The 26932-nt window shown below is 41.5% G+C and carries 25 protein-coding genes; 10 read left to right on the plus strand and 15 right to left on the minus strand.

The annotated features are described in order from the left end of the window. Positions 1-266: 266 nt before the first annotated feature. The 7 genes from RI561_RS11265 to RI561_RS11295 all read right to left on the minus strand — a co-directional run bounded on the left by RI561_RS11265 (position 267) and on the right by RI561_RS11295 (position 5570). Entirely contained in the window at positions 267-815 is a 549-nt protein-coding gene (locus RI561_RS11265; RefSeq protein WP_395080342.1) for a tetratricopeptide repeat protein, read from the minus strand. Positions 816-1012: 197 nt separating this feature from the next. Further along, positions 1013-1654 carry a deoxynucleoside kinase gene (locus tag RI561_RS11270; RefSeq protein ID WP_395080343.1) on the minus strand — a complete coding sequence of 214 codons (642 nt, stop codon included), beginning with the start codon at positions 1652-1654 and terminating at the stop codon, positions 1013-1015. Positions 1655-1657: 3 nt separating this feature from the next. Then, on the minus strand, positions 1658-2146 hold the full coding sequence (folK, locus tag RI561_RS11275; RefSeq protein ID WP_395080344.1) for a 2-amino-4-hydroxy-6-hydroxymethyldihydropteridine diphosphokinase: 489 nt from the start codon (positions 2144-2146) through the stop codon (positions 1658-1660). Then, positions 2134-2493 carry a dihydroneopterin aldolase gene (gene folB / locus RI561_RS11280; protein WP_395080345.1) on the minus strand — a complete coding sequence of 120 codons (360 nt, stop codon included), beginning with the start codon at positions 2491-2493 and terminating at the stop codon, positions 2134-2136. The genes folK and folB overlap by 13 nt, the downstream gene beginning before the upstream one ends. Positions 2494-2496: 3 nt before the next feature. Further along, the gene (gene dnaA / locus RI561_RS11285) at positions 2497-3942 is read right to left on the minus strand and encodes a chromosomal replication initiator protein DnaA (RefSeq protein ID WP_395080346.1); all 1446 of its coding nucleotides are present in this window, start codon (positions 3940-3942) and stop codon (positions 2497-2499) included. 377 nt (positions 3943-4319) lie between these two features. Then, entirely contained in the window at positions 4320-5180 is an 861-nt protein-coding gene (gene prmC, locus RI561_RS11290; RefSeq protein WP_395080347.1) for a peptide chain release factor N(5)-glutamine methyltransferase, read from the minus strand. A gap of 3 nt (positions 5181-5183) precedes the next feature. Then, positions 5184-5570, minus strand: a complete 387-nt coding sequence (locus tag RI561_RS11295; RefSeq protein ID WP_395080348.1) for a hypothetical protein — start codon at positions 5568-5570, stop codon at positions 5184-5186. Positions 5571-5726: 156 nt separating this feature from the next. On the opposite strand from RI561_RS11295, the gene RI561_RS11300 reads away from it, so the two are divergent. Beyond that, positions 5727-6572: a hypothetical protein gene (locus RI561_RS11300; protein WP_395080349.1), complete on the plus strand. Its 846-nt coding sequence runs from the start codon at positions 5727-5729 to the stop codon at positions 6570-6572. Between the two features lie 6 nt (positions 6573-6578). Here RI561_RS11300 and RI561_RS11305 read toward each other — a convergent pair whose 3' ends face one another. Next, positions 6579-7265 carry an HAD family hydrolase gene (locus RI561_RS11305; RefSeq protein WP_395080350.1) on the minus strand — a complete coding sequence of 229 codons (687 nt, stop codon included), beginning with the start codon at positions 7263-7265 and terminating at the stop codon, positions 6579-6581. A 134-nt stretch (positions 7266-7399) separates the two neighbouring features. On the opposite strand from RI561_RS11305, the gene eno reads away from it, so the two are divergent. The 4 genes from eno (at position 7400) to RI561_RS11325 (ending at position 11349) form a co-directional block, all read left to right on the plus strand. Continuing rightward, the gene (gene eno / locus RI561_RS11310) at positions 7400-8686 is read left to right on the plus strand and encodes a phosphopyruvate hydratase (protein ID WP_395080351.1); all 1287 of its coding nucleotides are present in this window, start codon (positions 7400-7402) and stop codon (positions 8684-8686) included. A 189-nt stretch (positions 8687-8875) separates the two neighbouring features. Further along, positions 8876-10009 carry a DNA replication/repair protein RecF gene (gene recF / locus RI561_RS11315; protein WP_395080352.1) on the plus strand — a complete coding sequence of 378 codons (1134 nt, stop codon included), beginning with the start codon at positions 8876-8878 and terminating at the stop codon, positions 10007-10009. Then, positions 10006-10299: a DUF721 domain-containing protein gene (locus tag RI561_RS11320; protein WP_395080353.1), complete on the plus strand. Its 294-nt coding sequence runs from the start codon at positions 10006-10008 to the stop codon at positions 10297-10299. Before recF ends, RI561_RS11320 begins: the two co-directional genes overlap by 4 nt. Before the next feature lie 39 nt (positions 10300-10338). Then, positions 10339-11349, plus strand: a complete 1011-nt coding sequence (locus RI561_RS11325; protein ID WP_395080354.1) for a YbbR-like domain-containing protein — start codon at positions 10339-10341, stop codon at positions 11347-11349. Between the two features lie 11 nt (positions 11350-11360). Here the strand turns inward: RI561_RS11325 and RI561_RS11330 are convergent, their stop codons facing one another. After that, positions 11361-13730 carry a carboxypeptidase-like regulatory domain-containing protein gene (locus RI561_RS11330; RefSeq protein ID WP_395080355.1) on the minus strand — a complete coding sequence of 790 codons (2370 nt, stop codon included), beginning with the start codon at positions 13728-13730 and terminating at the stop codon, positions 11361-11363. 350 nt (positions 13731-14080) lie between these two features. Between RI561_RS11330 and RI561_RS11335 the strand changes: the two genes are divergently transcribed. Then, positions 14081-14380, plus strand: a complete 300-nt coding sequence (locus RI561_RS11335; protein ID WP_395080356.1) for a hypothetical protein — start codon at positions 14081-14083, stop codon at positions 14378-14380. Positions 14381-14521: 141 nt separating this feature from the next. Beyond that, complete coding sequence (locus tag RI561_RS11340) at positions 14522-15253, plus strand: carbonic anhydrase family protein (protein ID WP_395080357.1); 732 nt, start codon at positions 14522-14524, stop codon at positions 15251-15253. Between the two features lie 56 nt (positions 15254-15309). On the opposite strand, the gene RI561_RS11345 is transcribed toward RI561_RS11340, so the two are convergent. Beyond that, positions 15310-16086 carry an SDR family oxidoreductase gene (locus RI561_RS11345; protein WP_395080358.1) on the minus strand — a complete coding sequence of 259 codons (777 nt, stop codon included), beginning with the start codon at positions 16084-16086 and terminating at the stop codon, positions 15310-15312. Positions 16087-16250: 164 nt separating this feature from the next. Between RI561_RS11345 and RI561_RS11350 the strand changes: the two genes are divergently transcribed. Next, on the plus strand, positions 16251-17324 hold the full coding sequence (locus RI561_RS11350; RefSeq protein ID WP_395080359.1) for a hypothetical protein: 1074 nt from the start codon (positions 16251-16253) through the stop codon (positions 17322-17324). A gap of 168 nt (positions 17325-17492) precedes the next feature. Here RI561_RS11350 and RI561_RS11355 read toward each other — a convergent pair whose 3' ends face one another. Continuing rightward, positions 17493-18449, minus strand: a complete 957-nt coding sequence (locus tag RI561_RS11355; RefSeq protein ID WP_395080360.1) for a calcium/sodium antiporter — start codon at positions 18447-18449, stop codon at positions 17493-17495. Positions 18450-19491: 1042 nt separating this feature from the next. Here RI561_RS11355 and typA point away from each other — a divergent pair. Further along, the gene (typA, locus tag RI561_RS11360) at positions 19492-21312 is read left to right on the plus strand and encodes a translational GTPase TypA (RefSeq protein WP_395080361.1); all 1821 of its coding nucleotides are present in this window, start codon (positions 19492-19494) and stop codon (positions 21310-21312) included. A gap of 98 nt (positions 21313-21410) precedes the next feature. Then, positions 21411-21959, plus strand: a complete 549-nt coding sequence (locus RI561_RS11365; protein ID WP_395080362.1) for a hypothetical protein — start codon at positions 21411-21413, stop codon at positions 21957-21959. Between the two features lie 685 nt (positions 21960-22644). Here the strand turns inward: RI561_RS11365 and RI561_RS11370 are convergent. Genes RI561_RS11370 through RI561_RS11385 form a run of 4 tightly spaced genes read right to left on the minus strand, consistent with a single transcriptional unit; the run spans position 22645 to position 26886 of the window. Then, the gene (locus RI561_RS11370; RefSeq protein WP_395080363.1) at positions 22645-23520 is read right to left on the minus strand and encodes an IS3 family transposase; all 876 of its coding nucleotides are present in this window, start codon (positions 23518-23520) and stop codon (positions 22645-22647) included. A gap of 29 nt (positions 23521-23549) precedes the next feature. Continuing rightward, positions 23550-23912, minus strand: a complete 363-nt coding sequence (locus RI561_RS11375) for a hypothetical protein (RefSeq protein ID WP_395080364.1) — start codon at positions 23910-23912, stop codon at positions 23550-23552. A gap of 33 nt (positions 23913-23945) precedes the next feature. Beyond that, a complete protein-coding gene (locus RI561_RS11380) occupies positions 23946-25979 on the minus strand; it encodes a cadherin domain-containing protein (RefSeq protein ID WP_395080365.1) in 2034 nt (677 codons plus the stop codon). Next, positions 25957-26886 carry an FG-GAP-like repeat-containing protein gene (locus tag RI561_RS11385; RefSeq protein ID WP_395080366.1) on the minus strand — a complete coding sequence of 310 codons (930 nt, stop codon included), beginning with the start codon at positions 26884-26886 and terminating at the stop codon, positions 25957-25959. The genes RI561_RS11380 and RI561_RS11385 overlap by 23 nt, the downstream gene beginning before the upstream one ends. Positions 26887-26932 lie beyond the last annotated feature (46 nt).

The following is a 26932-nucleotide window of genomic DNA, read 5'->3' on the forward strand; positions in this document are numbered from 1 at the left end:
CATCCAATTTTAATTGAATGGGTTTAGCTGCGTACATCCATTCAGATATCCCACAGGCTTAGGCGAATTGCTCTTTTCAGTAATGAGACGAATGGCCTGAACCAATAGTTTTACCAATGATATTTCGCTCCGACGCGGAGCGTCAGGAGCGAGGTGGTTTTAAGAAAGTGAGCAGAATTTTATAAATCACAAGCGAGACGCCTGCGAATGTGCTGATAAAAATCATTTGAATATTGAATATTCATCTGTTCAATATTCGATATTCCTCAGTCTTCTCCTTCGAGCTGACGCTGAGCGTATTCGTTATCGGGATCGATTTTCAGGGCTTGCTCGTAATAGGTTCGCGCTTTATCAGGCTGACCTCCCTTTTGAATCATATCGCCCATTAGAATCCAGTTCTCGGCATCCTTTGGGTCATTTTTGATGCGTTGGATAAGGTAAGGAATAGCTTTCTGTCCACGGTCACTCATCAACATCAGTAGCACTTTATTGCGGTGAGCGGCAGAGCTGTCATTAATTTCGATGGCTTTATCAAAGTCCTTTTCAGCTTCATCCAGTTTCTCGAGCTGCATTCGAACGTTACCTCTCAAGTTATAGTAAGGGGCATTTTCATCCGACAACTCAATGGCTTTCTCAATTGCTTTTTGGCTGTGGTCCCATTGATTGAGTTGTTGCATGAGCAAGGCCTCTAAATACCAGGCTTCATGTGCGTCAGGAAACTCTTTCTGTAACTCCCGCGCCACATCAAGGGCGTAATCAATATCCTTTTCCTGTAATAATTCAAATCCCTTGTTTAGTTTCTCTTCAAAGTTCATGGAGTGTATTTAATTATCTTTATTTGAAAGGTCTTCGTATTCGGCTTCTTCTATTTCGTCAAACTTGCGGCTTCTTTTGTTGCTTCCAAAAGGGTTAAATTGTTGTTGACGCTTATTGGAAGGTAAGAACAATCGATTTATATATCGTATTAAAAAGAAAAACACGATCGTAAAAAGTATAAACTTAATCATGGTACTTAGGGCGCAATGTGAATATGAGTATTGGTACGAATTTGTTGATTGAAAATCTGCTCTTCTATGTAATCCAAGTGATCTATGTTATTGACAAAATCTATTTCAGAAGCATTCAAAACAATTAACGGAGCACGATTGTAGTGATGGAAAAAGTGATTGTAGGCATCATTCAGCTCTTTCAGGTACTCCGGGGTGATGTTTCGTTCATAATCGCGTCCGCGGCTTTCGATATTTTCCATCAACCGATCTACCGACGATTGGATATAGATAATCAAATCAGGTTGGGCAGCAATTCCGGTCATGATTCCAAAAATATTATCATAAAGAGCCATTTCATCCTGGTCAAGATTCAGGCGTGCAAAAATTCGGTCCTTATCAAAAATATAATCTGAAATAGTAAATTGATGAAACAGATCCTGACTCATCATCCGCTGCTGCTGCTTAAATCGACTTGCTAAAAAAGCGAGCTGAGTTTGGAAGGCGTATCGTTCACGGTCTTCATAAAATTTTGGCAGGAATGGATTATCCTCAAATTCTTCAAGAACCAAACGGGCATTTTGTCGCTCCGCAAGTAAGGTGGCCAGTGAGGTTTTCCCGGCGCCGATTACGCCTTCAATAGCAATAAAATCATATAAGTTGGACATCAGCTACCAATTCAGTGTTGTCTTAACGATTTCTATCTCGGGTGCCTGTTCAATAAGCTCATCGATTTCTTGAGCAGATTTAGGATCATCCCAACTTGGATAAACCTCTTTTAAAGGCAATAGAACAAACAAACGCTTTAAATATTCTTTGTGTGGAATGATAAGGGTATCTGTTTCAATGACCAAGTTATCATAGCCAATAATATCGAGGTCTATGGTTCGGGCTGTCCATTTGGGATAGCGAGAGGGACGTCCTTGTCTTTTTTCCTGTTCCTTTAGCTTCTCAAAAAGAAGTTCAGGCTTCAAATGAGTTTCAATTACCGCCGCTGAATTCAGGAAGTCATTTTCAGATGGACCTATTGGTTCAGATCGATAGATTGAAGACTTTAATATTTTTGATTCTGAGAGCTCTGTTAAAAAGTGAGCGGCATCCCGGAGTTGTTGATGAGGATTGTTCAGATTTGAACCCAATGCAATAACTACCTTGGCCATGACATTCTGATTTCAGAAAATTCAACCGGCTTGGAAAGAGGTGGGTTTAGTTTTCTGACAATTACTTCGAACTTGGTGTGGTAAGGAAAGGTTTGGGCGATCTCAGTTCCGATCTTAAAACACAAATGTTCAATCAGGTTTACTGACTTTCCATTCATGATCTCTGATGCAATTTGATGAACTTTGGAGTAATCAACGGTATCGGAAAGTTCATCAGATTTTGCCGATTTAGATAAATAGGTATTGAAGATGACATCTACCTCAAAATCATTTCCCTCTTTTTTTTCATGATCGTGAACTCCGTGGTGTCCCCGAAACTGCATACCTTTTATAGTGAGGGTATCCATCGGTTAGAGTCTGGCAACTTCAATACGCTGATGTAGTTCTTCGACCATGCGCTTATGCTTTGGACTGGTAGAAATACGCTCTTCTACAGTAGAAATAGCATGAATAACGGTAGAATGATCACGACCACCGAAATGAAGTCCAATGGTTTTTAAGCTGGATTTGGTGAATTTTTTGGAAAGATACATCGCAATTTGTCGAGCTTCTACAATTTCCTGCTTCCGCGTTTTTTCCCGGACTTTATTGGTATCAATTCCAAAATAATCACACACGTAATTTTGAATTTGCTCAATGGAAATCTGCGTGTTCGATTCTTTGACCATGTCTTTAAGCACCCGCTTTGCCATGGCCAAATCAATGTCATCTATGTTTTGAAGAGATGCATGGGCTAACAACTTTATGATAGCTCCTTCTAAATCGCGTACGTTAGATTTAAAATTGTGGGCAACAAATTCAATAATCTGAGGATCGATTTCTATGCCATTGTCATTGGCTTTGCGTTCAAGAATAGCATACCGGGTTTCATACTCAGGCATTTTTAGATCGGCACTAAGTCCCCATCCAAATCGTGAGATAAGTCGTTCTTCAATATCAGGTACGTCTTTTGGGGCACGATCACTACTAAGAATAATTTGTTTTCCATCTTGGTGCAGCGCATTAAAAATGTGGAAAAATTCTTCCTGAGTCTTTTCTTTTCCACTGAAGAACTGAATATCGTCTACCATTAATACGTCTATATTTCGGTAGAACATGGAAAATTCACTGGCACGGTTATTTCGGATCGAGTGGACAAATTCGTTAGTAAAAGCTTCGGAAGATATATAAAGGACTGACCTCTCATCGCCAAACTTTTCTTTAATTTTATTCCCGATACTTTGAACCAGGTGTGTTTTACCAAGGCCGGTAGGTCCATAAACAAAAAACGGATTAAAAGAATTACTGCCAGGGTTATCAGCAATAGCCATAGCAGCTGAACGTGCTAAGCGGTTACAATCCCCTTCAATGAATCTGTCAAAAACGTAATTGTTATTGAGGTTCGAATCTATTTTTGTCTTTTTAATGCCCGGTATAACAAAAGGATTTTCGATTCGGTCTGGCTGATAATCAGGGTATCCATTCGATTCTTGAGGCTGAACAGGTCCCATTGGTTTTTGAGGCATGCGAATGGATCGATTATTTTCAAATTGTTCAGACTTTTCCATTACAATAGAATACTCAAGTTTGCCTTCCGGTCCGAGCACTTTAGCCAGTGTAGAACGAAGCATATTATAGTAGTGCTCTTCAAGCCATTCATACCAAAACTGACTGGGTACCTGAACAGTTAACGTATTGTCTTTCAGCGATACCGGTTTTATGGGTTCAAACCATGACTTATACTTCTGATAACTGATGTTGTCTTTAATAATTTCCAGGCAATTTTCCCATGCCGATTCAACCGATAACTCGTGCAATTTTTAAATCCCCCCTTCAGGATTAACTTTTTAATTTCAAAACAAAACAAAGCCAGTTATCCACAGATAAAATGAGATAGTGGTTTTGAGTTGAACCGAAAATGGCAATTTATCCGCCACTTGTCAAACCGGATTATATCAAATTTTAAAAAGTTATCCACATTTTTAAATACATGTTAATTCACTGCCTTGCAATGCTTTATAATAATTCATGCATATTTACACAATTTGGTAAAATCCCTCATAACATTGCCGTAACACTGAATTAACCTTAATGAAAGGATGACAGGGAAGGTGAAAATTATTTTTCCACAAGTTTTCCACATTTTAAAAAGAAAGGTGATGCTTGGTTTTCTGATAAAATATTTCTGATATAATCAACCTTTTTTTGCTCTTAAAAAACGAGGCTTATCGCTAAAGTCATTCTTTAATTCAGGCTCCCAGGTTTCTTCCTTAAATATTTTAAGGACTTCACCAGTGTGATGCTCATGGAGCTCTAAAAAAATGGTGCCGGAGGGCTGCAAATATAGTTGGCAAATCTTTTCAATGGCACTGTACATTTTATGGGTTGACTCACAAAATAGCGCTATCTCCGGTTCATAGTTTTTAACTTCTTCATCAAGGGTGTTTCTTTCATCAGGGTGAATGTAAGGAGGGTTAGAAATTATGAGGTCAAATTTTTCCCCTGATGGTAGCTCGGGTTGAAATAAGTCATTTTTCATGAAGTCTATTTCAACTTGATTCAGTGATGCGTTTTCTTCTGCAATTCTGAGAGCTTCATCTGAAATGTCTGTAGCAGTAACATTCCAATTTGGCCGGGCCTTTTTTAAAGCTATAGGAATGCAGCCTGATCCGGTCCCAATATCAATCACCTTTAATTGAGTAGTTTCGTCAAAGTGATTGAGAATCCAATCGACAAGCTGTTCAGTTTCTTGCCGTGGTATAAGTACCCCCGCTTCTACTTTTAAAGTAACTCGGTGAAAGTCTGTTTCTCCGGTAATGTATTGCAAGGGTTCATGAGAAGCCCTGCGTTTAACCATTGGGCGAAGCTCATCCAATTCTGCCGTAGAAAGAGGCCGATCGTATTCTAAATAAAGATCTAATCGCCTGGTAGAAAGAACATCAGCCAGAAGCCATTCTATACTAAAACGTGGGGACTTTACTTTCTTTTCCTCAAAGAAAGCAGTTGCCCATTCCATCATGCTAAGAACCGTCCAAACGGATGGTACTTTGGCCATAGATTATTCTTCCTCAGCTTCAGCCGGAGGTTGTTCTTCTTGTAAAGTAAGACCGTGGCGTTTGGAGAAGTCTAAAATAAAATCGATTACATTAGACTCTACGTTTTGCTCTTCAGAAAGAGAGCTGCCGCGGAATCCCATACGTCCACCGGTTTTTTTAAGAACAACTTTATTATGTTTACCCTTGTTCTCTAAAATACAAGTTAGGGTAACACTGGAATTAATTTGTTTTTCATATTCTTCGTAAACGGCTACATATATAGTCTCAGAAGTGCCTTCGGGAGAATATTCGTACAAAAATTTAGGTGGATGTTCTTTGAATAATTTGGATGACATCCTGCGAAGCGTTGCAGTTGGTCCAAATACAAAATAAGTTGTATGTGAATTCATGCGCTGGAGCTTGAATTAATTAATTATTAGGTCTGTTATAAATCAAAATTTGTGCTGAAAATAACAGGATATTACTTTAAGACAATAAGAAAATGAATAAAATTTCGTTAGTTTTTGTAGTAATGGGCTTAAAACCACTATAAACATAATTTTTAAATGAAAAAATCCATCTTTTTTACCCTGATATTATTTCTTTCTCTGTCTTTGAACCAATCTTTTGCGCAATTTGGAGAGCCGGAAGTGCAAGAAAGGGATAATCCCAGGAATCTTTTTGACGAAGGTTATAAAACCGGTTTTGGGTTTAATTTTTTGTTGAGTGATTTCGGCTTTGGTGCCGGGGGGCAATTTCGAATTGGTTTGAATCCTTATACAGAAGCCATCATTAATTTGAAAATATCTGCCTTAAAAGATCCCTCCGAGCAAACATTTACAGATTTTTTAGGCTATAGGACTATTCCTGAAAAGTATAAGAGAGTGATATCCATACCGTTATATATTGGGCTTAAAAAAAGATTCTTTGCAGAAGCGATATCAGATAATTTCAGGGCATTTAGTTCCCTAAGTGTGGGGCCTACATTTGCTTTTTCATATGATTACTTCAATGATTTCAATGAGAATGGTTTTAGAGAAAATGATGCACGTATTTATGGAGGAACGGAGCGAGTCAATGATATTTTTACAGGATGGGGTAATGGAGACACGCATTGGGGACTTGGCGGGGAATTGGTGATAGGGGTAGATTTTGGAGATAATTTTGCAAATCTATCGACTGTTCAATTTGGTTATACCATGAATTATTTTCCTGACGGAATTCAGGTTCTGGAACCATGTCAACCTGATTTAAATAGGCTGAATCAGACTCCAAATGATCCTTGTTCGCTCGGTCCAAATATAGTACCGGTTGGTGGCGGCGATCAGTTTGCTCCTTTAGAAAATGCTCACGATCCAAGAAAGTATTTTGGTTCAGCTCAAATCAATTTCATCTTTGGATGGATGTGGTAGCCGAATTCAGCTGTTCTTTATTTGTGAAAACCAATTTTTCGGTTGAGAGAGATTATCTAAAATAATTTCTGGGTCGTGTTCCTCTAATTCAGTGCGACTATAACCTCCGGTGGTGACAGCAACACATTTCATTCCTGATTTTTTTGCACAAATAACGTCACGAGGTGTATCCCCAATTACTATAAACCTGGATGGATCGGGTTTGGTATCAATCATTTTGCGTACTTCTTGAATGGCTAAATTGGGTAATCTATTTCGATCCCGGTCAAACTCGCCAAAGGCACCAAAGGAAAATTCATAGTCAATTTTAGCAGCTTTTAATTTATGAGTTGCTGCATCAGGATAATTACCGGTAAGTAAGCCTGTGATAAATCCATCAGTAGAAAAATAGGACAGGGCGTCATCTACATAGTTGTGTTGTTCTACAATATCTTCTGTTAAAAGCTCTCCTAATCGTTGTATATATGCTGTTTTAATACTTTCATATAATGTCTCATCATAATTATGGTTGACAAGAAATGACATGAAAATATCGTGGTCGGTTCGTCCTGAAAATGAATCGGTTTCCATGTGGGGATAGTCCACTTGATGAGTATCTAATAATTCACGGATCATCTTTTTATTGGATTGCTGATTTACGGTCAATAGTGTTCCGTCGATGTCGAAGAGAATAACCCAGGGATGTACTTTCAAAATGATGAATAGTTTTAATGATTAATAAGATTTCGGTCAAACTTACAAAACTTCAGGTGAAATGGCTTTAAGTACAGGTTAAATCGTAGTACCTTTAGAGCATTAACCTCACTAACAAATCGGAGAACAAAAGAATGAGTTTTATAGAGGATATTCATGCAAGACAGGTGATTGATTCCAGGGGGAATCCCACCGTAGAAGTTGATGTAATACTGGAAACCGGAACCGTTGGAAGGGCTGCTGTTCCATCCGGTGCCTCAACCGGAGAACATGAAGCCGTTGAACTTAGAGATGGCGACAAAGATTTCTATTTAGGTAAAAGTGTGCTTAAGGCTGTTGAAAATGTAAATTCAATAATTGCCAATGAGTTTAGAGGATTATCGGTTTTTAATCAGCTAGACCTGGATGACCGTTTACTTGAGCTGGATGGTACTCCAAATAAAGCTAATCTCGGAGCCAATGCTATCCTCGGGGTTTCTATGGCTTCTGCCAAAGCTGCCGCTGAAGATCTGGGAATGCCGCTTTGGCGATATGTTGGGGGCGTCAATGCCAAGGTAATGCCCCTGCCTATGATGAATATTATTAATGGAGGTTCCCATGCCGATAACAGCGTAGATTTCCAGGAATTTATGATCATGCCTGCCGGAGCCCGGTCATTTGGACAGGCACTCCAAATAGGGGCTGAAGTTTTTCACAATCTTAAAAAAGTATTATCAGAGAAAGGATATAGTACAGCTGTTGGAGATGAAGGTGGGTTTGCGCCAAATCTCAAATCGAATGAAGAAGCTGTAGAGATAATTCTCAAAGCTATTGAAAAAGCGGGTTATACTCCGGAAGAAGATGTTCTGATTGCGCTGGACCCGGCGGCCTCGGAGTTCTACAATACCGAATCAGGTTTGTATGAATTTAAATGGAGTGATGGCTCCAAGAAGGATACCGATGCCATGGTTGAATTTTGGAGTAATTGGGTAGATAAATTTCCGATCATATCTATTGAGGATGGTTTGGCAGAAGATGATTGGGATGCCTGGAAAAAGCTAACCATTGCAATCGGTGATAAAGTACAGTTGGTAGGCGATGACTTGTTTGTAACAAATACTACTCGACTGGCAACCGGTATTGAGCGAGGAATAGCGAATTCCATTCTCATTAAAGTAAATCAGATTGGTACAATCACAGAAACACTGGATGCTATTGAAATGGCTCACAAAAACGGTTACACAGCTGTTATTTCTCATCGCTCGGGAGAAACTGAGGATGTGACGATCGCAGACTTAGCCGTGGCAACCAATGCCGGTCAAATTAAGACAGGCTCCATGAGCCGAACTGATAGAATTGCGAAGTATAACCAACTGATCAGGATTGAAGAACAGCTTGGAGATATGGCTTTATTCTTAGGACACGATGCTTTTGGCTTGTGATTCGGCATCCGGTAAAGACCATAAAATCAAATTAGTAAAAAAAAATTTGTAAGGAATGGTTTTGAAATCACTCTAACTATTATCATTAGTAGTTTTAGGCCGGCTTAGAGATAAGCCGGCCTTTTTTATTATCAAAGTTTTCTAAGAGCTTGCTATAATTTTTTAGATAGATTCTGTACCATATAGCTTATGCATAACACGTACACCGAATTACTGAATTTCCGAAATCACATTGACACGAAAATAGAATGGGCTCCCCACCTTAATGTGATTACAGGACCCAATGGCTCAGGTAAAACCAGTCTCATTGACGCCATTCATTACTTGTGTATGTCCCGCAGTTTTGTTTCAAATTCTGATATGTATGTGGTCAATCAGGATGAAAGCTATTTTATGATAAAAGGTCATTTCGAAGGACAGATACGATCAGAGTTTGATGTAGCTTGTTCATACTCTCGAGGAGATGGAAAAAAGATCTTTGTTAATGATTCTCCTTTAGAAAAATTATCAGATCTCATAGGAATGGTTCCGGTGGTAACCTTAACGCCGGATGATAAAAAGTTAACGCTGGAAGGTCCTGCCGAACGCCGGAGTTTTATTGATTCATTTATCAGTCAAATCTCCCCCGCTTATTTAAGAGACTTGATCGAATACCGTAGAATCCGGAAACAGCGAAATTCCTTACTTCAGGAATATCGGGGGCCGGTATCAGTTTTGGAGTCTTATTTGGAGCCATGGAATGTTCAGCTTGTAGAAACTGGATCTCGTGTTGTTGCAAAAAGACATGAGGTATTGGAGAATTTGAAAGCATACCTTGAGAAAGATTATGCAATGATATCCGGTATGGATTTAACCACCAATCTGAAATATCAAACCTTTTGTACGCCCACTGACGATGTTGAAGCCATTCAAAAGGCTTATCATGAGCAGCTCGAAGAAGTTCAATCAAAAGAAATAGAACGGGAAATTACGACCATAGGTCCCCACAGAGATGAAATTGTTTTTTACCTGGATGACTTTGAACTGAGAAGATATGGCTCCCAAGGTCAGCATCGTTTATTCGCTCTTTCGCTGAAACTGGCTCAGCTCCATTATTACTCTGATGAGTTGGATGATTTGCCAATATTGATGCTGGATGATGTTTTTGGAGATTTAGATCTCAATAAAACTGAAATTTTATTAGAGGCACTCCAACAACACAAAGGTCAAATATTCATAACTTCAGCAAACCCGGTTCCCTTCGAAAATTATGTTACCTTTGATGGAGCCGATAATCGGTTTTATAAAGTTGAGAACGGTAATGTTAAAGAAGTTCAGCCATGAGGTTTGACACTCCAAAATCACTAAGTTCTGTTCTGGAAGAATTTATTGAGAAATTCCCACAGAAACGTAAGCTGAAGCAAGGAATGGTACTTGCAACTTTTGAGGAAGTGGTGGGTAAGAGGTTAGCTTCAGAAGTGGAAGATCTTCATTTCGAAGGAAATAAACTAGCCATGAAAGTTTCACATCCATCATGGCGGCATGAAATTCATGCCAACCGATTTAGTATTGCAAAAAGGTTAAACGAAAAAGTAAAAAGTGATATAATTTCCGACATTATTGTCCGTAGTTAAGTCAATGGACTAAACATAAACCAGTATCAAAATTCAGCCATGCCCGATTTTTTTGATCATGAGCTTATAAAGCGCCTTAAAAATTTTATTACTCCGGGAACAAAACCCGGAGCGCAGGAGGATAACTCCGGGCTTTTGAAACGGGAACGCATTGTCGTGTTTATTGGGGCTTATATTATGGCAGTTTCTTTGTGGTTCATTGTAAATTTAAGTTCCAGCTTTAGCATCGATATTAATGTACCTATTGAACTAGGTAATGTACCTGAAGGCATGGCATTAACTGAAGAAATGCCTGAGTTTGTACAAGTTGGTGTTTCCGGGGATGGCTGGCAGCTGATGAATCTCTACAGTGATCCCCCAACTGTTGTTATTAATATTGAAGAGCAAGAAGTAAACTTATTTGATCAGGTTCGGCAGAGACTCAATTATTTACAATCTATAGATATAGCAAAAGTACAGCCCCTTGTTTTAACTGTTGATCTTGAACCTAAAGTTTCAAAAAAAGTACCGGTACAAATCAATACGGATTTAACTTTTAGAAACCGTTTTGGTATTGTGGGAACTCCCCAAATTTCTCCGGATAGTATCACAGTAATAGGGGCTCAATCAAAAATTGAAAGTATAAATGAATGGGTGGTGAGAGATACGTTACGGATGAATGATATCCGTGAGGATATTTCAAGAACTATTTCTCTTCAGGATACGGCCGGTGTAATTGTGTTATCGGAAGAAGAGATTAATTTTACGGCGGATGTTTCTGAATTTACCGAAGGGGAAACCATTGTATATATTGAAACCACAGGTTTACCGCGGGGACAAAATGTAAACTACAATCCGTCCTCAATTACTATAAAGTACGATGTGCCCATTGAACAATTTGCTGAGGTGGAAAGCATAAATCCATATCGTGCTTATGTTCCTTATTCCAAAATCATTGATGATTCAACCGGATTAGTAACTCCAGATATAGAGCAAACGGCAGAGCAGTATGAGCTAATATTACGAACATTCAGGCCGAGAGCGGTATCTTATTTTACAGTACTCAACTGATTCTATTTGTTTTAAAAGTTCAGTACTAAGCCAATAGATGGAAGTACTTCTCCATCATCAGAAGAGTCAACGCGGACTAATTCTCTCGGGACAATAATTTCACCATTATCATTTCTATTCAAACCATATCTTGGCTCAGATGGACTGGATTGTGCCAATACATTTTGTACCTCGAGATAGACATCCAGGCTTAGATTTTGAAAGTTAAACTTTTTATCGATACGGATATCCAGTTGACTTAGTGGATCCAACTTTTTAGCGCCTAAATTTTCATAATCAAAGAAAACAGCGGGATAGTTTTCCAGTGTTCTGTCTCGATCAACCGGCGGATAAGGTGCTTTTCCGAGAAAACGGTAGCGCGAACTGACTTCCCAGTTATTTCCAAATTTGTATCCGCCAAGCAGCGAAATTAATACACCGTTATCCCAAACGGCCGGTTTGTATCCATCGCTAAATAAATTTGTAAACTCACTTTTATACAATGTGAAGGCAGCTACTCCATAAAACTTCCCTGTGTACTTTTGTTGATACAAGAGTTCCACTCCATACGTTCTTCCCTTGCCTCGACTAATTACTCGCTCGCTGCCAAACACCTCAAAACCGCCACCTTTATTAGCAAGTGAAACGCTATCAGCCGTAGAAATGGGATAATCTTGGTACCACTTGAAAAATCCTTCCACAGAAATTCGGGCACGGTCATTAAGTAAATATTCAAGACCTGCTACAGCATGGTCACTTTGGATATACTCGGATGATTTGTTGGGAAAATTTCCGGTATTGTTTTGAAAGCCAAGTGTAGTATAAGGTAAGATCTTGAAATAGCGACCAACCGATGCATTCGCCGTCCATTTTTCATCTTCGGTGAGTTTGTAGGATAGAGATAAACGAGGGCTAAGCGTTTTATCCATTTCATTACCTGAACCGGTGAAGGTATTACCATCGGCTCGCAATCCAAAAGAAAAACCAAGCCGGTTATCCAGTAAATTAGCTGAACTTTGAGCGAAAATTCCATATCTAAAGAAATTCAGATCTGTCTTAAAGTTTAGATTATTAACGAGATCCTCGGTCGTATTACTGTAATCCGCATTGATAACATTCACCCCGCCAGAGAGCGTCCAGTTATCAATGAATTTGGTGGCTTGGTAGCGTAGGTGCATTTCGGTTTCGCGTGATTCATTTTTAAAGAACAACCCGGTTTCATTGACATTATCATCATAACGGTAAAAAGAATTTCCCAAGGTATTGTTACTGAGCACAGTTTCCATAAATCCGGAATTATCATCAAACTGTCGTCGCCATCCAATTCCTACTGTATTACTGTTTTGCCGGATTACAGGAATTTGATTTTGAATGGCTTCCTGTTCGGGATCAAATTCATCCAAGTCATTTATAGCGAGATCGTCAATAGAACCTACACCCGTCAGGTAGATCCGGTTCTTGTCATCAATTCGATGATTTATCTTATACTGATAATCCCAGTAATCCGGCAGAAATGGCAAACCAATCACCTGAAACAAAAGCTGTAAATATGACCGCCTGAGGGAAGCAATGTACGTGGTATTAGCTTCAGAGTCGTTGCCCTTAAAAAGTGGGCCTTCTACCGTGAGCGCGGCTTCACTGGAGCCGACTCGAAGATTACCTACAAACTCACGGTCATTCCCATTTCTTTGATTGAACTGGAGTACCCCCGAAAGTACGTTTTCATATGCTGCATCAAATGAACTTGCAGTGAGCGAAACCCCTTCAAAAAATGAGACATTCAGTAAACCCACCGGGCCGCCTGCACTTCCCTGCGTTGAAAAGTGATTGATGTTCGGAATCGGAATTCCATCCAAATAATACACATTCTCGTTCGGAGCGCCTCCGCGAATGATTACATCATTCCGAAATCCACCAACAGAACCTGAAACTCCCGGAAGTGATTGTACGACTTTGGCGATATCATTGTTTCCCCCGGGATAGGCTGCTATTTCCTGCTGACTAAATTTCTGAATAGAAAGGGGAGTTACATCTTCCTTGGCAAAAGGGTTTGGGGTGATGTTAATCTCCTCTAATTCACTTACCTGCTCCTGAAGCTCAAAATTGAGATCAATATTCCCTTCTGAGCGAACCACCACGTTGAATTTGGTTTGTTCCACGTAGCCAATAAAAGAGGCTTTTACATTATAGGTTTTAGTAGGAATATTGGAGATGGTATAGCGACCTTCTGTATCGGTTGCGTCTCCCAAACTGGTCCCCTCCAAAATGACTGTAGCGCCAATTAATGGTTCCCCGGTTTTAGCATCTGTAACTTTACCCGTTATTGTACCTGTAGTTTGGGCTATTACATTAATTTGAATACTAAACAAAAAAGTAATAATTAATACCCTAATTGGCCACATGACAAAAATTTTTTTATTATTGTTTTTACTCAGAAGTGAACAACAGTAATTATTCAGCAAGACGTTCCAAGTCAATGAGTTAATAATAATGTTATTTATTGATATGAAATTTTTATTGACAAGGAACTGAGCCTGTGGAACTGTGGTTGAGAAAGCAGAAAAGAAACGCGTTTACCAGTTAAAAATAAGCCTGGAGCAATCTTTTGAGTAAAGTAACCTCGCAGCGTCCGAAGGTCCTGCGAGCGTTACTGGGACATGGCTGAAGTGCCGAACGCTGCGAGGACCTACGGACGCTCGTAGGTTCTCTGTGCGATGTTTTCAACCGGTAAACGCGTTAAAAGAAATAAACCATGAAAAACTTTCAGCGGAAATATATAGGCGTTTTAGGGTCGATAGTTTTATTTCTATCGTTTTCCGTTATGCATTCTTATGATTGGCTGATTCCACCGTCGCCGGTAAACGTTGAAATAGCGACCAGCCCAATTCCTGTATCTGATGTAGTTGAAGAGCATGGAAGTAAAGATGAAATTGAGCATCAGAGAACGGAACCAATTTATTTACCTATTCTTCCAAAATTATATAAAAAGTACATGATCTCCGGGGATTTCTATATCCCCTCGGTATCAACTCCTCCACCGGATGTGATCTAAGCCCGTCTAAATTTCGCCATCTGTTATAAAAAAGATCCATAGAAGAACTACGTCTGCTTTCTGTGAATCTTCAAGAGGTAAGGGCACATAACCTTAAGATGGCATTACTTTATCAATATTAATCTTAGATCATGTAAACCAATGAAATCTTTAAAAATTATTTTTTCACTAATAATAACAGGAATCCTAATAACCGGCTGTGCAGAAAAGGCGGAAGAGCAAAGCTATTCTGAGTCTGAAACTATGGTGACAAGTGTTATGACCGAAGACATGCAAGCCGAGCGTACTCCTGAACAAATTATTCAGGAATTAAAAGAAGGTAATGAGCGCTACGTAAACAATAATCTGACTCCACGCGATTACCAGGCTCAAGTAAAAGCAACGGCCGACGGACAGTATCCGGAAGCAATTGTAATATCTTGTGTCGATAGTCGCGTACCGGTTGGGAATGTTTTTGACAAAGGTGTTGGAGATATTTTTGTAGCCAGAGTTGCCGGTAACTTCGTAAATGAAGATATCTTGGGCAGTTCGGAGTTTGCAACTGCTGTGGCCGGCTCAAAAGTTGTTGTTATAATGGGCCATGAAAGTTGTGGTGCTGTAAAAGCAGCTATTGATGGCGTTGAAATGGGTAATATTACTGCCATGTTAGATAAAATTGAGCCTGCTATTGAGATGACTGCTAACTACTCCGGTGAAAGAACTACTGCTAATAATGAGTATGTGACTGAAGTAGTAAACAGTAATGTTATTAATACCATAGCAGAAATGCGTGAAAATAGTCCGATCATCGCAGAATTAGAGCGCAACGGAGATGTGGTAATTACCGGAGCATTTTATGACCTTGATACCGGAAAGGTGACTTTTCTGGATTAATGATCAGTTTATAATAAAGGCTAAGCAGAAGAGGGAGTTTGGCGCTCCCTCTTTTTTTATCCAAACAATCCCTTGATACTTCCCCCATCATGACTAATAGTTTGCCCGGTTACATAGCCGGCATGAGGTGAAAGTAACCAGGCCACCAGCGAGGCAAATTCCTCCGCTTTCCCCATTCGTCCCACCGGAATATTTTCCTCCATCTCTTCCTTGGCTTCCTCAAAACTAATATTCAATGAACCTCTGTTCTTTTCAATTACTCTTTCAATAGCCGGTGTTTCGTGTGAGCCGGGAGCAAGTACATTGGCCGTTACCCCCGACTTAGCCACTTCCAGTGCCAGAGACTTAACAAACCCCACCACACCGGCACGGAAGCTGTTACTTAGTGCAAGCGAAGGCAAGGGCTGCTTCACGGACTGACTTTCTATGAACACCATCCGTCCGTATTCCTTTTGTTTGAAGTAGGGAGCCAGTCGTAAAGCTAAGTCAACTTTCCATCGCATAACCAGTTGCCAGGAAGAATCCCAGTCATCCATGTTTGTCTCAAGTGGAGTTCCGGTTGGAGGTCCGCCTGCATTTAGGACTATACCATGTGTTTCCTCAGCTTTTACAGATTTCTCGATCTTGTCGAGGGTTTCACTGTAAATTAAACTTCCCTCTATGATCTCTGTTTGTTCTTTGAAATGGCTGAACTTATCTCGTAGCATATCTCCACGCCGTGCTACCAATACAACATAAGCTCCTTCTTGTAAAATCTGTCGTGCAATGGCTTCTCCAAAACCGCTGGAGGCTCCGCATACTACAAATCGTTGGTCGGTGAGTTTGAGATCCATGATTATTCTAAGATGAATTAAAGGTTAACTATACAACATCATAAGTAAGAAATAGTTCGATATAAAGGTATTGTAAAGCTTTGGGAGATATGAGGAAAAGGGCATTTAAATGCTGTATTTTTCTACAATAATAATCAGCACACTTACGAACATATTTAAATACTATGAAAAAGCTCACAGTTTTAGTGATTGCCCTTGCTATATCTATGTCTTTTAGTGGGGTACAGGCTCAAAATATTCAGGATAACTTTCGGATTGATGGCGTTATGTTTTTCACATTTGAGCATGATATGACCGGAGACTCCTTTCATAATCAATTTACTATCAAAAGAGGATATGTAAACTTCAGACACCAACTTTCTGATAGGTTAAATGCCCGCATTACTCAAGATGTAACTATTGACAGGGAAGGGGATGGCCTTGGGGATATTGAGCTGCGGTTGAAGTATGCTTATGTAGAATATGATATCCCGGATTTTGGTTTTTTTAATGAACCGGTGATTTCTGCTGGAGTAACCAGCCGCCCCTGGATCAATTTTGAGCAAGAGGTAAATGATTACCGCTCCCAAAAAAGTATGTTTTTGGATCAGAACGATTTTCTTCCCTCAGCAGACTATGGTGTTGTACTTGAAACCGGCGTTGGGGAAAGTTTGGATGAGCCGGGATTAAGCTCAAATGACAGCCGATATGGAAGTTTTGCGATTGGAGTGTATAACGGTGGCGGATATTCCTCTATAGAGGAAAACAATAATAAAGTTGTAGAGGGAAGATTGAGTGTGCGCCCTGCGGCAGAAGTCATTCCGGGTTTTCAGGTAACCGCTTTCGGAGCTGTAGGAAAAGGAAACTCGCCGACAAGCCCTGATTTCAATATATATGGTGCAGGATTGACTTACGAATCCCGACGGTTCAACGCAGTTTTACAAGGTTTTCAATCAACAGATGATATTCGGTTTGAAGGAATAGTTTCACCTAATCCACTTTATTACTTCGAGGGATGGAGTATATTTGGCGAATTTCAACCTGTTAAAAAACACCCCATCTTTTTGACAGGCAGAACAGAGCAAATGGTAGATCAGGATCAGAATAGATGGATCGTTAAAGAAAGTGTGTTTGGTATAGCCTGGGTATTCAAAGATAGATCTAAGATCATTTTGAATTATAGTCATCGGGAATCGCGAGCAGTATTTGACCCGATAGATTTCAGCCGCATTGAATTGATAGGTGAAATTCGATTTTAGGATTAGTTATTAGGAAGTAATTGAGTGGATACCTGGAGAAGGCTTTGGGGGTTTATTTTCACAGTCATTTCGCAACGCTCGCAGGACCTGTCGGACGCTGCGAGGTTACTGCCCTTGAAGTAGAAACTGCGAGCGTCCAAAGACCTCGCAGTGTTCGGGCCTAAGGCCTTAAAGCTCACCAGCCACCAAGTACCCCGTATACCCCCAAAATAGTATCAACAGAAGTGCTGCTTCCCAGCGATCAAGTTTTTTCTTTTGGCCGGTAAACATCCCAATAAAAAGCAGTAGGGTACCTCCGCCGAGTAAATACATTTCCGAATTGAAAGATTGATTATAGTGAATTGGTTTCACCAGTGAGCTAACCCCAAGGATTAGGAAAATATTAAAGATGTTAGAGCCGACGATATTTCCAACAGCGATATCCACATTCTTTTGCATGGCTGCAACAATGGAAGTGGCTAATTCAGGTAATGAGGTTCCGGCCGCAATAATGGTCAAGCCTATGATCTTTTCACTTACGCCAAGTATAGTTGCTATTTCAATGGCATTGTTTACTACGAAGCGTCCGCCTAAAACCAATCCTGTCAGCCCAAGGGTGATAAAGCTCCAGATTTTAAGCTGAGAGTATGATTTTTCCGGCGCTTCAACCTCAGCCGAATCTGAGGAAAGTTGTTTATACACGTAGAACAAAAATCCGGCAAATAGAAGAAGGAATACGGCTCCATCCATCCTGGAAACAGTGAAAGTATCGGGAGCCCAAAAATCATTGGCGAGAAAGAATAGCAATATAGCAGCAAACAATGATAACGGAATTTCTTTCCAGACAGTGCTTGACTGGACTACTAATGGCGTGATCAACCCGGAAATTCCCAATATCACTAAAAGGTTAAAGTTATTACTGCCAATGATATTCGCGAAAACAATTTCATGATGCCCTTCAATGCTCCCCATTACATTAACGACCAACTCCGGTGCGGATGTCCCAAAGGCAACAATCGTGAGTCCGATAGCCAGGTCAGATATGTTGAATTTTTTAGCGAGGGCAGTGGCGCCGTCAACCAGCCAATCAGCTCCTTTAATTAGTAGAAGGAGTCCAAGCGTGAGCCAGAGGATAGGTATAAGCATGTTTATAGGTCTGAATTAAAAAAATCGAAATGTAGGTGGTTTTGCATCAATCGGAAATGGTTGTCAAAAGAAAAGAGGGAGGTTTTTTACAGATTATTTGTTCGATCCCTAAGGGTGTTCAAGTTTATATTTAGATCTGAGGTTCCTTTTGATTCAATTAATTTTTTCGTTTTTGAGCGATTTACAATCGCTTGTAGTGCACCTTCGATAAGTTGATTCGTATTGCTCGTTCCGGTCGCTACTTTTGCTTCCTCAAGGAGTTCTTTAGATATGTTTATGGTGATTTGCAAGTTTATCAGTTTACGACATTTATTCTGTCCAGTTTTTCTTTGCTCTGATTTTATTCTTCTGACGCGTTTACCGATTAGAAAATGGCTTGAAACAATCTCGAGTAAAGTAACCTCGAAGCGTCCGAAGGACCTGCGAGCGTTACGGGCAATAAAGCTGAAAAGGCGAACGCTATCCCGAAGTTTCGGGAGACGCTCGCAGATTCTCTGTTTATCCTTCCAACTGGTAAACGCGTTCTTCTAAGATCTATACATACATAAAGTATTCAAAATAATGCAATTTTTAGTTTTAAGGACAGGCTCTTCGTTCGTTGATTCCAGCTCGTCCGACGAATGAATCTTTCACAAAGCGTAGTTCAAGTCTTGCAAACTATATTGATTTATATTTGCTGGACCACCTCTTGATTAGGTATACAACCTGACTGATGGAAAATTGAAGCGTGTGCCAGTGATTTATCTATTTCAGTGGTCTGAGGAAGCATGGTTTGTACATCTTTAAGCTCATCTTTCTAAATCAAGGACTGATAGCAATAAAATCAAAATTTATTCTCAATTAATTAATACGGAAGTGTGCAAATAAACCGTATATTTAAGGCTTGCTGTTTTTCGGTGGAATAGTGCATAGGGGAAATAAGTGGATAAGGTATCGTGCTTATTACTTATCCACTTATTTCCCTATGACCAATCTACCTTTTGAAGGTAAAGATAAACCGATCGGCAAGCTTATTTTAAAACAAAAGACTTTACAAACCTACATGTCACAAGATTTAAGAAATATCGCCATTATAGCTCACGTAGATCATGGCAAAACCACGCTCGTAGATCAAATCCTGAAACAGAGCGGAACATTTAGAGAGAACCAACAAGTAGAAGAGAGAGTGATGGATTCCGGCGATCTGGAAAAAGAACGCGGAATTACCATCAGTTCAAAAAACACCGCTGTAAAGTGGAAAGACACTAAAATTAATATCGTAGATACTCCGGGTCACGCCGATTTTGGGGGTGAAGTGGAGCGAATCCTCAAAATGGTAAATGGGGTTATACTGTTAGTAGATGCTGCAGAAGGACCACTTCCCCAAACCAAATTCGTACTGCGAAAATCGCTGAGTTTAGGCTATCGTCCAATTGTAGTTATCAATAAAATTGACCGGAAGGATGCCCGTCCTGATGCGGTATTGAATGAGATCTTTGATCTCTTTGTGATGTTAGATGCCACCGATGAACAGCTCGACTTTCCTGTGTTGTATGCGGTTGCTGTAAATGGAATTGCAAAAGAAAATTTAGAAGATGAAGACGAAAATCTTGCCCCGCTTCTCGACAAAATTGTAGAGCATGTTCCGGCCCCCGAGCAAAACACCGATGCCAAATTCAAAATGTTGGTAAGCAGTATTGACTGGAATGATTATGTAGGCCGTATTGCAGTGGGCAGGATTGAACAAGGAACCATCAAAATTGGGCAAGAAGTAGCCCTGATGAATGGAAAGGGAGAAGTGCGCGAAAAAGCAAGGGCTACTAAATTGTATACGTTTAGCGGACTTCAACGCGAACCCGTTGAAACAGCTGTGGCCGGAGATATTATTGCTCTTGCCGGTTATGAAGAAGTGAACGTAGGGGATACCCTGACGGATACCGCCGATATGACTCCACTTGAATATGTGGATCTTGACAAGCCGACCATTGCAATGTACTTCCGCGTGAATAATTCTCCGTTTGCAGGAAAAGAAGGGGACTATGTGACTTCAAATCAGCTAAAAGATCGTCTGAATAAAGAAGTACGAACCAATGTTGCTATGCGGGTTGAGCCGACTGAAAGTCCTGATATCTATAAAGTATCCGGACGGGGAGAATTACAGATGGCTATTTTAATTGAAACGATGCGCCGAGAGGGATTTGAGTTTTCGGTATCACGCCCTGAAGTACTTTTCAAAGAAGTTGATGGTGAAGTGCATGAGCCGGTTGAAGAAGTAGTTGTTGATGTTCAAACAGATTATAGCAACCGGGTGATCGATAATCTTCAAAAGCGAAAAGGGATTATGACCTCCATGAGTCAGGAAGGAGAAAATAACCGAATTCAGTTCCGCGTGCCTTCTCGTGGATTGATCGGTTTCCGAGGTGAGATGCTAACAGAAACTCGGGGAACCGGTATTATGCATCAGCAATTTGATGGCTATGAGCCTTATGCAGGTGAAATTCCCGGAAGAACCCGAGGCGCCTTAATTGCTTTAGAGCAAGGGGATGTTACCGGGTATGCTTTGGAAGGCGTTCAAGATCGCGGTGAATTTTTTGTGAAGCCCGGGGATCCTGTCTATATGGGACAAGTTGTAGGCCAAAACAAACGAAGTGATGACATGGTTGTCAACGTGGTGAAAAAGAAAAACCTTACCAACCATCGGGCCACCCAAACCGCTGATTCGGTAAAACTAAACCAAGCAAGAAAATTGAGCCTGGAACAGTGTATAGAGTTTATTGATAACGATGAGTTGCTGGAAGTTACTCCAAAAAGCTTACGAATCCGTAAAACTTATCTTGATCACAACGACAGAAAGAGAGCGGAGAAGCAAAAGGCGGGTGTATAATCATAGTTTGTAAGATGAAATTTACCCCAAATTAGGTATAGACTACGCTTTCATATAATTGTAACATAGCTTTTAATCTTAAACAAGATGGTTGAGTTATGTTATCTAAAAAAGTATTAATTTTATCTACGCTAACAGCTTTAGCGCTGTTTTTTACGTTTGGCTGCAGTAGCAGTACCGGGTCTGGTGTAAATGTTCCTACCGGACAGGTGAAGGCAAATATTGATGGTGAAAAATGGGAGGCCATGGGAGGTACGGCTGTTCAAATTTCAGCAAATATTGGGGGCAATTCCGTAACCGCGGTAACCGTAGCAGCCGCAAATGTAATTGATCAAAGTTCCGGAGACAGTGAAGTTGTTGAAGTTACGATCTATGGCAGTCCCGGAGAAGACAGTATTTCTGAGGGCACCTATGATGTTTCAGAAAATGAATTACCCGGGGCTCAGTTTTCATTCAGCCTGTTTGTGGACGACGAAATCGTGAGTTACTTTGCAACTTCAGGGACCGTAGAAGTTACCTCCGTGGATGATGAAGAAGTAAAAGGTACATTCGAAGGGACCGTAGAAAGAGCGGACGACCCTTCAGATACCAAGGATATTGAGAACGGTCAATTTAATGTTGGGTTTGGTTTCAGTTTTGGGCTTTAACCCGGATTCGAGATAAAATCCCCCAAGTTGTCACCCAGAGCAGGAAATAAGTCTCGATCTAGTTCAAGCGTCTCGCTTGGACTAACTTGTTTGCCAATTCAGCTACCGCACAGGCGCGACGCCTGCGCTAGTGCTCTTCGTTGTTTTTGTCCTCGAATTATCTAACATCTACAACCCAGAGCAGGAAATGAGTTGGGACAGGCTAAGTTATATTACGCGATCCCGTGAATACGGAACAATGACGTGGTTTGTTATGGGTTGGAATGTGGTATTAAAAAATCCACCACGACATCGTCATTGCGAAGGCTGACTTGAGCGATAGCGAATACAGCCTGTGGCAATCTGTTTGATGGTGGAGGTGCACTCACTACAGCCTCGTTGTTGAAGCTCCCAAATCGTATCAGGGAGATTGCCGCGTCGTTAAACTTCCCAAATCTACATTTTACTTTATGGGCTCCTCGCAATTACGTGAGTTTTTAGGGGTTGGGAGGTGGTATTAAAAAATCCACCACGGCATCGTCATTGCTGTAGATGTTAGGTAATTCGGCGACAAAAGTCGTTTTTTTAGCAGTATCAAAGTCCTCCCTTGAGGGAGGTGCCGGACTGAGCCGTCTATTCCTGAATTTGGTTGACAGTTTTGGGATTAATTTTTGACTATTACTGAATAAGGTTACCACTTTTTTATCTAAGCTTCTATGTTGTTTTTAGCACCCGCAGCTATCTCATATGTTTTGGGGCGCTGTCTCCAGTGTTTAACTGGTTGTAGTTGCCCTGACTGCACCAACGCTGGTGGCCCGTAATCACAACTCATGTGTGGACGTCTGTGGTTATAGTGCTGGATATACCTTGGCAACTCTTCGGCAATTTGTTCAAAGCTTTTCTGTTTCGAGTCACATAGATACTCTTGTTTAAACGTCTGATTAATACGTTCAGCAATTGGGTTGCGATCAGGGCGTCCGGGAGGAGAGTAACTTACCTGTATCGACTCCAACAAGAGTTGGTAGGCCTTACTGGTATAGATTCGACCATTGTCACTATGATGGATAAGTTGGTTGTTCCTGGGACTATAGCCTTTTAATGCCATTTCTAAGGCAGCCTTGACATGCCCGGCATCGGCCCGTCTGGACCAGCTATAGCCCATAACCATACTGCTGTAAGCATCGGTGGAAAGGGCCAAATGCGCTTTCCCGTCCTTTGTAACTACTTCCGTATCATCATGCACCCACAGCTGAGCCGGACCGGTAACGGTTAATTGATGGGCCAGATCCCGAGCTCGTAACTCTGCTGGAGACCTCTTTGCTCGCTTCCGTGATTTTCTGCGTAACAACCGCCCGTGCTCACTCAGCATCATAAAAAACCGATCGCGACCAATTGCCAGTTCTGGATAGGTTTGCCCAAATAACTGATGGAGTTTAATCCCTCCTATCTTCTTGTTGATCGCTCGCTCGGCATCCACAAAATCGAGCACAACCCGGCTCAGATCCTGATGAATTTGAAACCGTCTTGCTGATTTATACAATCCCGCCCTACTTATACCAAGCCATTGTGCTAATAGGCTCATAGAGACCCGGTAGTGACGGCGAAAAGATGCTATAGCTTGGTGTCGGACTTTTTTCGAATAGGAACTCCCAGCTCCTGCTCGGCAATATCAATCATTATTTGATAAAACTCAGTGCGCTGCTGCTCAAGCTCTAATTGCTTCTGCAGACGCTTAATCTGTTTCTTGAGCACCTCAGGATCATCGGTGCTAATTGTGGAAGACGGATCTTTCATAGGCCTGCTGGGGTTTGAGTCGTTGGTATATCCAAATGTACGCATCCAGTTTAAAATAGCACTGTTTCCACCAATACCATAGTAGACTCGCGCCTGCTCTTTGCTCATTTCTCCACTGAGCACTCGGCTTATTACACCTAATTTAAAACTATCACTGAAATATTGAGGTCGAGTTTTCATCAAGGATACTCCTAATAAATGTGTCAACCTATATCAGTATAAGACCCCTCCGCCATCTCCGCCATCTCCGTCATTAGCGTCAATATCAAGCGCCGTACCTGTGCCATTTTCAGCAAAGGTGGTTGAAGCTGCCGATGTAAAGATCGGAGCATCTGTGGCATCGGTTACGGTGATGGTAATAGTTTGAGTGGCGGTGTTGTTTGAGGCAGTCCCGTCATCGGCGGTAACCTCGATTTCATAGTCGTTATCTGTATTGGCATCATCGGGGCTTTCAAAATCAGGAGCACTGACAAAAGTAAGTTCGCCGGTATTGGCATCGATATTAAAGTCAGCTGCATCGGTTCCTCCGAAGATAGAGTAGGTGATTCCTGCATCGGTCGCTCCCCCGTCTCCGTCATGGGCTTCTACATCAAGGGCAGTCCCGGTGCCGTTTTCGGTAAAGTTGGTGGCAGCTGCGGAGGTAAATACCGGAACCTCAAGAACATCGGTAACGGTAATAGTGATAGACTGGGTAGCCGTTTGAACTCCGTCATCAGCTGTAACTTCGATTTCATAGTCATTATCTGTATTGGCATCATCGGGGTTTTCAAAGTCAGGAGCACTGACAAAGGTAAGTTCGCCGGTGTTGACATCAATATTAAAATCCGCCGCATCGGTTCCCCCCGTGATCGAGTAGGTAATTCCTACATCATCAGCTCCTCCATCCCCGTCATTAGCATTGACATCAAGGGCGGTTCCGGTGCCATTTTCGGCAAAATTGGTGGTAGCTGTTGAAGTAAAGATCGGCGCATCATTAACATCCGTAACGTCAACGGTTATAGCCTGTGTGGCCGTTTCAACTCCATCATCGGCCGTTACTTCCAGTGCATAGTCGTTGTTGGTGTCGGAGTCAGTTGGGCTCTCAAAATCAGGGGCTGCTGTAAAAGTAAGCTCCCCGGTATTGGCATCAATATTGAAGTCTGCCATGTCTACTCCACCTGTGATAGAATAAGTGATTCCAGCATCGTTCACTCCGCCATCTCCGTCATTGGCGTTTATATCCAGTACGGTTCCGGTGCCGTTTTCGGCAAAGGTGGCGGAATTTGAAGAGGTAAAGGCCGGAGGGGTGTTGGTTCCCGTTCCGGAAATGGCAAAGTTGAACGGGTCTTCATCCGGGTCGTCGTTGTCAATGGTTATTTCGGCATCCCGGGTGCTGATGGCCGAGGGGTCGAATTCGACCTGGAAGGTGGTGCTGCCACTTGGGTTAATGTTTGTAGGAGCAGGCTGACTGGTAACGGAGAAGTCGCCGGCATGGGTTCCTGTAATATCTACGACCGGGGCCCCGTCCAGGTTTAGGTCTTTGTTCCCGTTGTTCTCGATGGTAAAGGTGCGGGTAACGGTGCCGCTCACTGCTGCTACACTTCCAAAATCGGTGTGGTTGGTGGCCGAGGTGGCTGCATCTACATCGTTAATATCATTGGAGTTACCGGTGAGTTCTATATCGGGCTCGTAGAGGTTTTTGTACCAGTCAATGGTATTTTGTCCTCTTGTTGAGGTCACTACATCTAAGGTTCCATTATTATCTAAATCCCCAACAGAAATGTAATTAATAGCAAGTGCAATTAAGCTGGTGTGAATAGAATGGGTATCGATTATAGAACCGGTACCGTCATTTTCATACCAAACAAGTTTAGTCCCCGTATCACCTTGGGATATTATATCTAAGTCTCCATCGTCATCCATATCTGCCAGTTTCACAAATCTGGCATACCCAGCCGCTATGGTAGATATAAGAACTTCCTTGGGAGAGAAACTTCCACCTCCGGTATTTCTGTATAACAGAATGGAGCCGTCATCTTTGTTTGCAGCTAAAACATCCATATCTCCATCGCCGTCAATATCCCCCGCTTCCAGCCATTCTAAGTTAACATGCTCTGTAGTTATTTGGTTTGGAGTCCCATTATATGTTCCGGTACCGTCATTTTCATACCATGCTATTAGATCATTACTTCCTGTTCCATCCGTTGAACCGGCAAGTATATAAAGATCTCCATCTCCGTCCATGTCAACCGGTACGGCTGCGCGCATACCTCCCGGCATTATCAATCAACTGTTCGGGCCCAAAGGCTCCCTGCCCATTGGTATTTTCAAATACTCGTAATCCTGCCGTCCGATTAGAAGATGTTACTACGTCCAAATCTCCGTCTCCGTCGATGTCTGCCGGGAAAATCGTCATAGAAGTAATGCTACCATCAAAGAAGATCAATTGCTTGGGTCCAAAAGTACCTGCTCCATCTGTATTTTCATGCCAGTAAAAGGCCCTTCCATCAAGGGTTCCTGATCTTCCAAAATCGGCCATTAGCACGTCAAGGTCTCCATCCCCGTCTATATCCCCGGTGCTGACATGTCTTGGAGAATTGTAATCAGAAGCGATGATATTCTGTACGCCAAAGGTACCTTGTTCATCGGTGTTTTCATACCAGGCAAGTTTGCCGTCGTTAAACGAGGCGGATAATACATCCATATCTCCGTCTCCATCGAGGTCTGCAATATGGGTGGCCAGTGGGTTGTCAATGCTACTTGTTATTTGATTTTGTGAAGTTGTTGGTTCCCCATACCATCCCCCAATAAAAGTTCCTGCAAATAAATTAGCGTAGGTTCCGGTATCGGTGGTCACCGTATTTTCAACAGAAATCTCATAGTTGCCTACCAGCCCGGCGGGTACGTTTACGGTGAGTTTGGTGGTTCCGGTTACGGAGGTGGCGTTGGCGGTAGTAGCCGCACCGCCCCCAACAGGGCTGAAGGAGACTACATTATTTGCAGCCGTGCCATCAAAGCCGGAGCCGTATATAGTAATCTCGGCTCCGCTTGCGCCATGCAAAGGGGTGACATCGGTAACAGTTACCTGTGCCAACGTATGTTGTGAAAGTCCGAGGCCAACGTATAAAATTAACATGCCAATAAATCGGACATAGGGTAAGGTTCGTGGTTCCATCTGTGTTTCTGCTTATTAAACAAGGATTTTTTGGGTTGTTTAAAAG

It is taken from the genome of Gracilimonas sp. (genome assembly GCF_031581265.1).
GTDB lineage: Bacteria > Bacteroidota > Rhodothermia > Balneolales > Balneolaceae > Gracilimonas.